At 70.8% G+C, this 8943-nt stretch carries 7 protein-coding genes; 1 reads left to right on the top strand and 6 read right to left on the bottom strand.

What is annotated here, in order from left to right; genetic code table 11:
• Positions 1-634: 634 nt before the first annotated feature.
• On the top strand, positions 635-2302 hold the full coding sequence (locus ABEA93_RS16580; protein WP_345676315.1) for a flavin monoamine oxidase family protein: 1668 nt from the start codon (positions 635-637) through the stop codon (positions 2300-2302).
• 112 nt (positions 2303-2414) lie between these two features.
• Here the strand turns inward: ABEA93_RS16580 and ABEA93_RS16575 are convergent, their stop codons facing one another.
• The 6 genes from ABEA93_RS16575 to ABEA93_RS16550 all read right to left on the bottom strand — a co-directional run bounded on the left by ABEA93_RS16575 (position 2415) and on the right by ABEA93_RS16550 (position 8878).
• Positions 2415-3362, bottom strand: a complete 948-nt coding sequence (locus ABEA93_RS16575) for a hypothetical protein (RefSeq protein WP_345676314.1) — start codon at positions 3360-3362, stop codon at positions 2415-2417.
• 93 nt (positions 3363-3455) lie between these two features.
• A complete protein-coding gene (locus tag ABEA93_RS16570; protein WP_345676313.1) occupies positions 3456-4481 on the bottom strand; it encodes a TIGR03617 family F420-dependent LLM class oxidoreductase in 1026 nt (341 codons plus the stop codon).
• Positions 4478-5284 (bottom strand): enoyl-CoA hydratase, encoded by an 807-nt coding sequence (locus ABEA93_RS16565; RefSeq protein ID WP_345676312.1) that lies wholly within the window; start codon positions 5282-5284, stop codon positions 4478-4480. Before ABEA93_RS16565 ends, ABEA93_RS16570 begins: the two co-directional genes overlap by 4 nt.
• Positions 5285-5398: 114 nt before the next feature.
• Entirely contained in the window at positions 5399-6190 is a 792-nt protein-coding gene (locus ABEA93_RS16560; protein WP_345676311.1) for an SDR family NAD(P)-dependent oxidoreductase, read from the bottom strand.
• Positions 6191-6297: 107 nt separating this feature from the next.
• On the bottom strand, positions 6298-7296 hold the full coding sequence (gene cydB, locus ABEA93_RS16555; RefSeq protein ID WP_345676310.1) for a cytochrome d ubiquinol oxidase subunit II: 999 nt from the start codon (positions 7294-7296) through the stop codon (positions 6298-6300).
• 22 nt (positions 7297-7318) lie between these two features.
• Positions 7319-8878 (bottom strand): cytochrome ubiquinol oxidase subunit I, encoded by a 1560-nt coding sequence (locus tag ABEA93_RS16550; protein ID WP_345676329.1) that lies wholly within the window; start codon positions 8876-8878, stop codon positions 7319-7321.
• Positions 8879-8943 lie beyond the last annotated feature (65 nt).

Here is an 8943-nt window from a genome sequence, read left to right as displayed (position 1 = left end):
TCGTCGTGAGACGCCGGGCGGCCAGGTGGAGCGAACCATCGAGTGCAACCCCCTGAAAGCCATACCCGGCGTCTCCGGGCCTCTGGACCCTACGACAGCCCGTCTGACCCACGACCAACGTAGGACCTCCTGACCGACGGCCAAGGCATCCCGCTCGGGGTCTCGTCGACCGGCCGCAACCGCGACGACGTCACCCGGCTGCGCGGCCCGGCTCCACGACGTCCGCCGACTACGCATCCGCCGGGAACGCCGCGACGACATCCACGAAGCCTTCCTCGGCCTCGCCACCCGGCTCATCGCACACCGACACGCACAACGCCTTCGTCAGGACCTCCAAGCCTCGCAAGGACGGACCGCGCACGGGGCGATGCCCAAGCCGCCGATCCCACCCGCTTTCCTCCCATTAAGCCCAACCACGCCTCTGCGGAACAAGTTTTCCCGCGCCACCCGAGCGCATCACCGTTGACACCACCGATGCGCCCACGCTTCACTCACACAGCCGCCACGCCCACCAGGGCACCGGTCCCTCCGGCGCACGCCGCGCCGCGAGGCTCCACCGCGTCACCAACTGCGGCAAACCCGACGGTAGTTCGCCACCCGAACGCAGCCGCTCCGATGCCGGAAGAGGGATTCGATGCTTCCCAAGCCTCCTGCCCCGCAGTCCCCCGCCCCCCTCCGCGTGACCACCCGCCTCGGCACCCCCAGCCGCCTCCGCGCCGCGTTCTCCCTCCGCACGGAGGCCCGCCGCCGCGGCATGCCGACCGCCGAACTCGCCGGGCAGATGGCCGAGAACACCGGCCGCGAAGCCGAGCCCGGAGGCTCCGACCGCACCCTCAACCGCCGCCAACTCCTCACCACCGCCGGCGCCTTGGCCGCCGCCTCCGCCATCCCCGGCGGCCTCCTCTCCCCGTCCCGCGCCAACGCCGCGACCGCCCCGCGCGTCGTGGTCGTCGGCGCCGGCCTCGCCGGACTCCGCGCCGCGCACCAGCTCTGGACCGGCCCCAAGCACATCGCCGCGACCGTCTACGAAGCCGACACGTCGCACATCGGCGGCCGCTGCTGGTCGCTGCGCGGCTTCTTCAACAACGGCCAAGTCCACGAGCACGGCGGCTCGTTCATCAGCTCCTCGGACAGCCAAATCCTGGCGCTCGCCCAGCGGTTCCACGTCGACACCGAACTCGCCAACGCCGGACTCCTCCCCGACGGGGACTTCCTCGCCTGGGTCAACAACGCCCCCTACAACACCTTCGACGCCGACTTGGGCGCCTACATCGACGCGATCGGCGCGTCGTACCAGGCCATGGGCTCACCCCGGTACAACAACTACACCGCCGAGGCACTGCGCCTCGACCGCATGTCCTGCCTCGACTACATGGCCGAGATCGGCATCGACTCGCGTTCCCCGCTGGGCCAGCTGATGCAGACCTTCCAGCTCCAAGGCGGCGGCGAACCCGCCGACTCGTCGGCCGTGGGCCTGGTCGGATTCTGGGGCAGCGGCGCGTTCGGCGGCGACACCTTCGACGAGCTGTACCACTTCAAGGGCGGCAACGACCAGATCGTCAGCGGCATGGTCGGCGAACTCCCGCCGGGCACCGTCAAGCAGGGCTACGAACTGGTCGCCGTCAAGCGCAACACGAACGGCAGCTATACCTGCACGTTCAACCGCTCCGGCTCGCTCGTCGACGTGGTGGCCGACCACCTGATCCTGGCGCTGCCGTTCCGCATGCTGCGCAACGTCGACCTGAGCTGCGCGGGCCTGACGCCGCGGAAGACCACGGCGATCGCCCAACAGGGCATGGGCCACAACGCGAAGCTGGTCCTCCAGCTCGGTCACAAGACGTGGCCCGCGGCGGGCAGCAACGGCGTGACCAACACCGGCCCGGACGGCTACCAGAGCGCGTGGGACGGCTCGGTGGACTTGGGCGCGACCGGATCCCCGGCCCTGCTGGTCAACTTCCCCGGCGGCAATACCGCGCGCTACCGCTACACCGGCGCCGCGCACGGCCCGGCGCCGTCGGCGGACATCAACTTCTTCCTCAACCAGATCGAGAACCTGCTGCCGGGCACCCGCGCCGCCTGGAACGGCAAGGCGTACGAGGACCACTGGTCGGTCGACCCGTGGCACTACGGCGCCTACCACTACTACCGCATCGGCCAGTACACGGCGTTCTCCGGCTACGAAGGCGTGCAGGAAGGGCGCATCCACTTCGCCGGCGAACACACCGACGTCGACAACGCCACCCTGAACTCGGCCGTCGCGTCCGGCGAACGCGCCGCCACCGAGGTCGCCGCACAGATCTGACGGCACGTTCCACCGCACATCCGACGGCACCCGCTCGGCCCCAGGGCCGACCCCCCGGCCGCCGGCGTCGCAGGCCTGAGCGACGCCGGCGGCCACGGCCGTCACCAGCCAGTCACGACTGCTGGTATTCGACGGCGACCAGCCCGCACGGCGCGTCGAGGAAGACGTACCACGCGCCTTCGCCGTACTCCCCCAAGTCCGCTCCCCCGACGAGACCGACATACGACATCGGTGACCCGCACTCCGGGCAGCGCATGTCGTGCGGGTCCTGGATCCAGTCCGGCGAACCGCCCAGCGTCGACCCGCCCTTGCCCCACGCGCTCGCGCCGTGCGGCGTCGCCCGCGCCGGGCCGACGGCCGGCGGCACGGTTCCGGGGCGTTCCGGCGGTCCCGGGGTGTACCAGTCGGGCTTGCGCGTGTGCGGCGACCAGGCCGCGCCGCCGTCGGAGGCCACCCGGAAGAAGCTCGGCCCGACGCACGAGCACACCAGGCACGGGGTCACCCGCAGCCGCCCCGACCAGCCGGTGTGCGCCGGCGCGGCCGCGACCCGCTCGTCCGCCTCCGTGTCGACGTCGAGCGCGACCCACAGCGGCGCTCCACACCACGGGCAGTGCGCGTCGTCGTCCACGGGCGCGTCCCCGCCGCCCGGCACCAACTCGTACGCGACCGCGGCCTGCAGTTCGCGAATGCCGTCGCCGGTGACCAGCCACCCCGCCTCGATCGTGCTCCGCTCGACGGCGGCCGCGGCGCAGCCGGCCGGGGGCTCGTCCCGCCAGCGCCGGAAAGCACGTTCGGCGTCAGCGCCCCGCGCGAACGCGAGCACATCCAGGAACTGGGCCGCTGCCGGATCCGTGCCGGCCTCGATCCGCGCCACCAGCGCCCGCTGCGTGTCCTCGTCGAGGGGCCGATATATCTGCGGCGGCCAGAGGAGGCCGGCGTCGAGCAGCCGCGGGAGATGCGGGGCGACTTCGTGGGGGTGTGTCGCGGCAAGCGCGGCAATGTCGTCGATCGCGTCCGCATCGTCGTCGATCGCGGCGGCCAGGGTCTCGGCGGAGAGCATGTGCGCGACCTTATCCGGCCGCCACGACCGACCGGCCCGGCAGCCGCGTGCCCTGGGCGTGCCCGGAGCCCGGACACGCCCAGGGACGGAACCTCACGCCTCCTGCAGCGCCTTCACGACCTCGGCCACCCGCCCGTCATGCGCGGGATCCGCGGGCAGCGGCACCGTCACCCCGTCGGCCAGGCTCCCCCACCGTCCGAGGATCAGCTCGGGAAGGTCCTCGTACAGCGCCATCGGCACCAGCGCGTCCAGGACCTCGTCGGTCACCACGGCGTGCAGGTCGTCCCACCGGTCCTGCCGCACCATCCGGGCGAGCTGGTCCTGCATCTCGCCCCAGCCGTACAGCTCCAGGGTCCGCCGGTACGCGGGCGTCGAGTACAGGAAGGCGAACAGCCGCCGCTGACGCTCGCGTTCCTTGTCCAGGGCCTCCTGCGTAGCCCCCGCGATGACCTGCGTGCCCGCGACCAGCTCCAACGCCCCGTCGCCGCCTTCCCGCCGGCCACGCCCCTCGGCCAGCCCGGGAAGGCAGATCTCCTCGAGGTACCGCGGCGACGAGTTGGTCGGGTGCGTGACGAAGCCGTCCGCGACCTCCCCCGCCAACGCGCACATGCGACGGTTCACACCGCCGAGGAACACCGGCGGCTCGGGCGTCTCCGCATCCGGCCCCGGGTTGAAGTACGGCTGCATCCGCGTGATCCGGTAGTGCTCGCCTTCGAACGCCGGCCGCTCGCCGGTCCGGAACGTCGCGAAGGCCGCCCGCACCGCGCCGACGTACTCGCGCATCCGGGCCGCGGGTTCCGACCACGGCATGCCGTACCGGTCTTCGATGTTCTGCTTGATCTGCGTGCCGAGTCCCAGGTGGAAGCGCCCCCCGGAGAACCGGGCGAGGTCCCACGCCGTGTACGCGGTCAGCATCGGCGACCGCGCGAACGCCAGCGCGACCGACGTCCGGACGGTGATCCGCTCGGTGTGCTCCAGCGCCAGCAGCGCCAGGGCGAACCCGTCGTGGATGGTCTCCGAGACCTGCAGGCCGTCGTATCCGGCGGCCTCGGCGCGGCGCGCGTGAGCGCCCACGTCGCGCAGGGGGATCCGCGGGTCCATGCCCGTGTAGACCTTCATCGGGCGGCCTCCGCGTCCTTGTCCTCGCCGGCGATGAAGGTGCGGCCGCGGTCGACGATGTCCTGGCGGACGCCGGCGAGCCGGGCGCGGTCGAAGCGCTGGTCGATCCAGTTGCGGGCGCGGGTGTGCTCGCGCGCCCAGGCGGCGTCGCCGTCGAGGAGGGCCGTTTCCCGGTACATGTCGCGGACTTCGGCGATGTACGCGGACGGGATCTCGGCGATCTGCGCGGCGATGGCGTGGGCGCGCGGCAGGAGTTCCGCGTGCGGCACGACCTCGTTGACCAGGCCCCACGCGAAAGCGCGTTGCCCGTCCACGAATTCGCCGGTGACGCTCATCTGCAGGGCGCGGGCGGGCCCGATGAGCTGGGGCAGGCGGATGGTGAGGCCCCAGCCGGGCATGAGGCCGACGCGGGCGTGAGTGTCGGCGAAGCGGGCGCGTTCGGAGGCGATGAGGAAGTCGCAGCCGAGGGCGAGTTCGAAGCCGCCGGTGACGGCGGGGCCGTTGATCGCGCCGATGACGGGGGTGCTGTGCGGCGGGAACGGGCCCCAGTAGGCGGGGGTGGTCGGCTCGGTGCCTTCGGCGCGGGAGGTGCCGGTGGCGGCGAGGCGCTTGAGGTCGAAGCCGGCGCAGAAGGCCGGGTCGGCGCCGGTGAGGACGATCGCGGAGACGTCCTCGCGGGCGTCGAGTTCGGCGATCGCCTGGGGTATGGCGGCGGCGAGCTCGGGCGACAGGGCGTTGCGCGCCTCGGGGCGGTTGAGTGTGACGGTGGCGACCTTGTCGCGGACGTCGACCAGCAGGACCACGGGCAATCCTTCGTTCCGGTGGGGGTGGTGCCAAGTGCTCGGCGGTGCTCGGCGGTGCTCGGAGGTACTCGAAGGCGCCGAAGGGCGCCCGGGGCTGCTCCGGGTGGTGCGGGTTCAGGCGGTCGTACCGCGGGCCGGCCCCGACGGTCCGACGTCGCGCGCGCCGCCGTCGCAGTGGATGACCTGGCCGTTGACGTAGGCCGCGTCCGCGGACAGCAGGTAGGTGACGAGCCCGGCGATGTCCTCGGGTGTGCCGGTGCGGCCCATCGGGATGCGGTCGGCGATGCGGGCGATGACGTCCGCGGGCATGGCGCTGCTGGCCCCGGGGGTGATGATCATGCCGGGGCAGATCGCGTTGCAGCGGATGCCTTCGTGGCTGTAGGCCGCGACGACGTTGCGGGTGAGCTGGATGACGGCGGCCTTGGAGGTGCCGTAGGCGGCCAGTCCGGGGGTGGCGAGGGTGCCGGATCCGGAGGCGATGTTGACGATGGCGCCGCCGCCGCGGGCGCGCAGGTGCGGGAGTGCGGCGCGGGTGACGCGGACGGTGCCCATGAGGTTGAGGTCCCAGGTCGCGGACCAGAGGCGGTCGTCGTTCTCGGCGACGTTGCGGTCGTGGCCGAGCGAGCCGCCGGCGTTGTTGACCAGCAGGTCGAGTCCGCCGAAGGCGTCCACGGCGGCGGCGACCAGCGCGTCGACGGACTCGTCGTCGCGGATGTTCATCCGCAGCGCGACGGCTTTGCCGCCGTCGGCGCGTATTTTTCCGGCGAGGGCTTCGGCTTCCTCGCCGTGCAGGTCGCCTATCGCGACCGCCACGTTTTCCTCCGCGAGCCGTACTGCCGTCGCTGCCCCGATACCCCGGGCACCGCCGGTGACCACCGCAACTTTTCCGCCGAGACCCCGCACCATGCCTCCACATGCTTGACTGAGTCCAGAACTATCAGACCGGTGGCTTGGTTGCCAGTCCCCGGCGGCGAAGACCGCCGGGTGCATGCGCGGGAACCTAGGGCACGGCGCTACGCCGCCGGGATGTGACGGGTCCCGATGCGCTTCCGGAAGACCCAGTACGTCCACGACTGGTAGCCGATCACCACGGGCGTCGCGAAGACCGCGACCCACGTCATGATCTTCAGCGTGTACGGGCTCGACGACGCGTTCTTCGCCGTCAGGCTCCACGCCGGGTTCGTGCTGGACGGCATGACGTCCGGGAACAGCGCCAGGAACAGCGCCGCGACCGCGGCCACGATGGTCAGCCCGGACAGCACGAACGTCCAGCCCTCGCGCCCCAGCCGGTTCGCCCCCAGCGACGCGACCAGCGCCACCACGGCGACGACGATCGCCGCGAGGCTCCACCCGTCGCCGCTGTCCTTCTGCGTCCAGATCAGGAACGCGAGCGCGGGCAGCGCCGTGACCGGCGCCAGCACCGCGGCGAGGCGGTTGGCACGCACCCGGATGTCGCCGGCGGTCTTGAGCGCCGCGAATGTCGCTCCGTGGAAGGTGAACAGGCAGAGGGTCACCACGCCGCCGAGGATCGCGTACGGGTTCAGCAGGTCCGCCAGGTCGCCCGTGAAGTTCTTGTCCGGCCCGATCGGAACGCCGCGCACGATGTTCGCGAACGCGACGCCCCACAGGAAGGACGCGAGCAGCGACGTCCAGAAGATCGCCAGTTCCCAGCTGCGCTGCCAGCGCGCGCCGCTGCGCTTCGCCCGGTATTCGAAGGCGACGCCGCGGACGATCAGGCACGCGAGGATGGCGAGGAGTGGCAGGTAGAAGCCGCTGAACAGGGTCGCGTACCAGTCCGGGAAGGCCGCGAACGTGGCGCCGCCCGCGGTGAGGACCCACACTTCGTTGCCGTCCCAGACGGGGCCGATGGTGTTGATGAGGACGCGGCGTTCGACGTCGTCGCGGGCGAGGACGCGGGTGAGGATGCCGATGCCGAAGTCGAATCCTTCGAGGAAGAAGTAGCCGATCCACAGCACGGCGATGATGAGGAACCAGAGGTTGTACAGCTCCACGAGCCGCTGCCCTTTCCCGTCGTCAGTAGGCGAACGCCATCGGCTGGTCCGCGTCTTCGTCGTCTCCGGGCCGCAGCGTCGGGTCTTTGCGCGGCGGTTCCTCGTCGACGGGAGGCCCCGCGCTCGCGTATTTGGCGAGGAGTCTCACCTCGACGATCGCGAGGATTCCGTAGAGCGCGGTGAACAGGCTGAGCGACGTGATGACTTCGCCTTGCGAAACGTCCGGCGACACCCCGTCGGCGGTCTGCAGGACACCGAAGACGACCCAGGGCTGACGTCCCATTTCGGTGAAGATCCAGCCGAACGAATTCGCGATCAGCGGGAATCCCAGCGTCCAGATGCCGAGCCGCCACGACCATTTGGTGAACCACGGGCTGAATTCGCGGTTCCTGGTGAGCATGAGGCGCGGGACTTCGTCCTCGGCGGTGCGCTTGTCCTCGGCGACCCACCATTTCCGCCGGGTAGTCCACAGGCCGATGAGCGCGGCGACGAACGAGGTCATCCCGAAGCCGATCATGAGGCGGAAGCCCCAGTAGGCGACGAAGATGTTCGGGATGTAGTGCTTCGGATCGCCGCCGTACGTTTCGGCTTCCTGCGCGGCGACGTCGTTGATGCCGGGCACCGCATCGTGAAAGTTGCCCTCGGCGAGGAACGACAGCAGGCCGGGGATCTCCAGCTCGACGTCGTTGCGGCCCTGGTTGACGTTGCCGACCGCGAACACCGAGAACGGTGCCGGTTCCTGGGTGTCCCAGAGGGCTTCCGCGGCGGCCATCTTCATCGGCTGCTGCTCGAACATGACCTTGCCGAGCGTGTCGCCGCTGATCGCGACGAGCAGCCCGCCGGCCGCGGCGACGAACAATGCCAGCCGCAGCGACGTGCGCATCACCGCGGTGGTACGGCGTTGCCGCTCGTCGGGCGCGACCCCCCGGCTCTGGGCCCGCTTGGCCCGCCACAGGTGGATCGACGCGATGCCGACGACGAACGCCGCGCCGGTCAGGTAGGCGGCACTGAGCGTGTGGAAGACCTGCGTCGTGGTGGTGTTCTGGCTGAGCACCCGCCAGATGTCGGTGAGCCGGGCCCGCCCGGTGGCCGGGTCGACGGTGTAGCCGACGGGGTGCTGCATCCACGAGTTGGCCGCGAGGATGAAGTACGCCGACAGCGCGGTGCCGATGGCGACGAGCCAGATGCACGCGCAGTGCAGCTTCTTCGGCAGCCGGTCCCAGCCGAAGATCCACAGGCCGATGAACGTCGATTCGAGGAAGAACGCGAGGAGCGCTTCCATGGCGAGCGGTGCCCCGAAGACGTCGCCCACGAACCGCGAGTAGTCCGACCAGTTCATGCCGAACTGGAATTCCTGGACGATGCCGGTGACCACGCCCATGGCGATGTTGATGAGGAAGAGCTTTCCCCAGAATTTCGTGCCGTGGAAGTACTTGTCCTTCCCGGTACGCACCCACGCGGTCTGCAGGCCCGCGGTGATCGCGGACAGGCTGATGGTGAGCGGCACGAACAGGAAGTGGTAGACGGTCGTGACGCCGAACTGCCAGCGGGACAGTGTTTCGTGGGCCAGCGCCACATTCATGGCCGCCTCCATGCGCGGGGAGTCTCCTTGCCGCCTGTGCCACGGCGCGCCCGCCGTACCGGTGG

The sequence above is a fragment of the Yinghuangia aomiensis genome (assembly GCF_039542225.1).
GTDB classification, from domain to species: domain Bacteria; phylum Actinomycetota; class Actinomycetes; order Streptomycetales; family Streptomycetaceae; genus Yinghuangia; species Yinghuangia aomiensis.
The sequence above is the reverse complement of the archived record's forward strand: the minus strand, read 5'-3'. Positions and strand labels throughout refer to the sequence as shown.

Bases quoted from the DNA above. Each gene is read 5' to 3' on its own strand.
- ABEA93_RS16580 (WP_345676315.1), top strand. From the start codon at position 635: ATGCTTCCCAAGCCTCCTGCCCCGCAGTCCCCCGCCCCCCTCCGCGTG.
- ABEA93_RS16575 (WP_345676314.1), bottom strand. From the start codon at position 3,362: ATGCTCTCCGCCGAGACCCTGGCCGCCGCGATCGACGACGATGCGGAC.
- ABEA93_RS16570 (WP_345676313.1), bottom strand. From the start codon at position 4,481: ATGAAGGTCTACACGGGCATGGACCCGCGGATCCCCCTGCGCGACGTG.
- ABEA93_RS16560 (WP_345676311.1), bottom strand. From the start codon at position 6,190: ATGGTGCGGGGTCTCGGCGGAAAAGTTGCGGTGGTCACCGGCGGTGCC.
- ABEA93_RS16550 (WP_345676329.1), bottom strand. From the start codon at position 8,878: ATGAATGTGGCGCTGGCCCACGAAACACTGTCCCGCTGGCAGTTCGGC.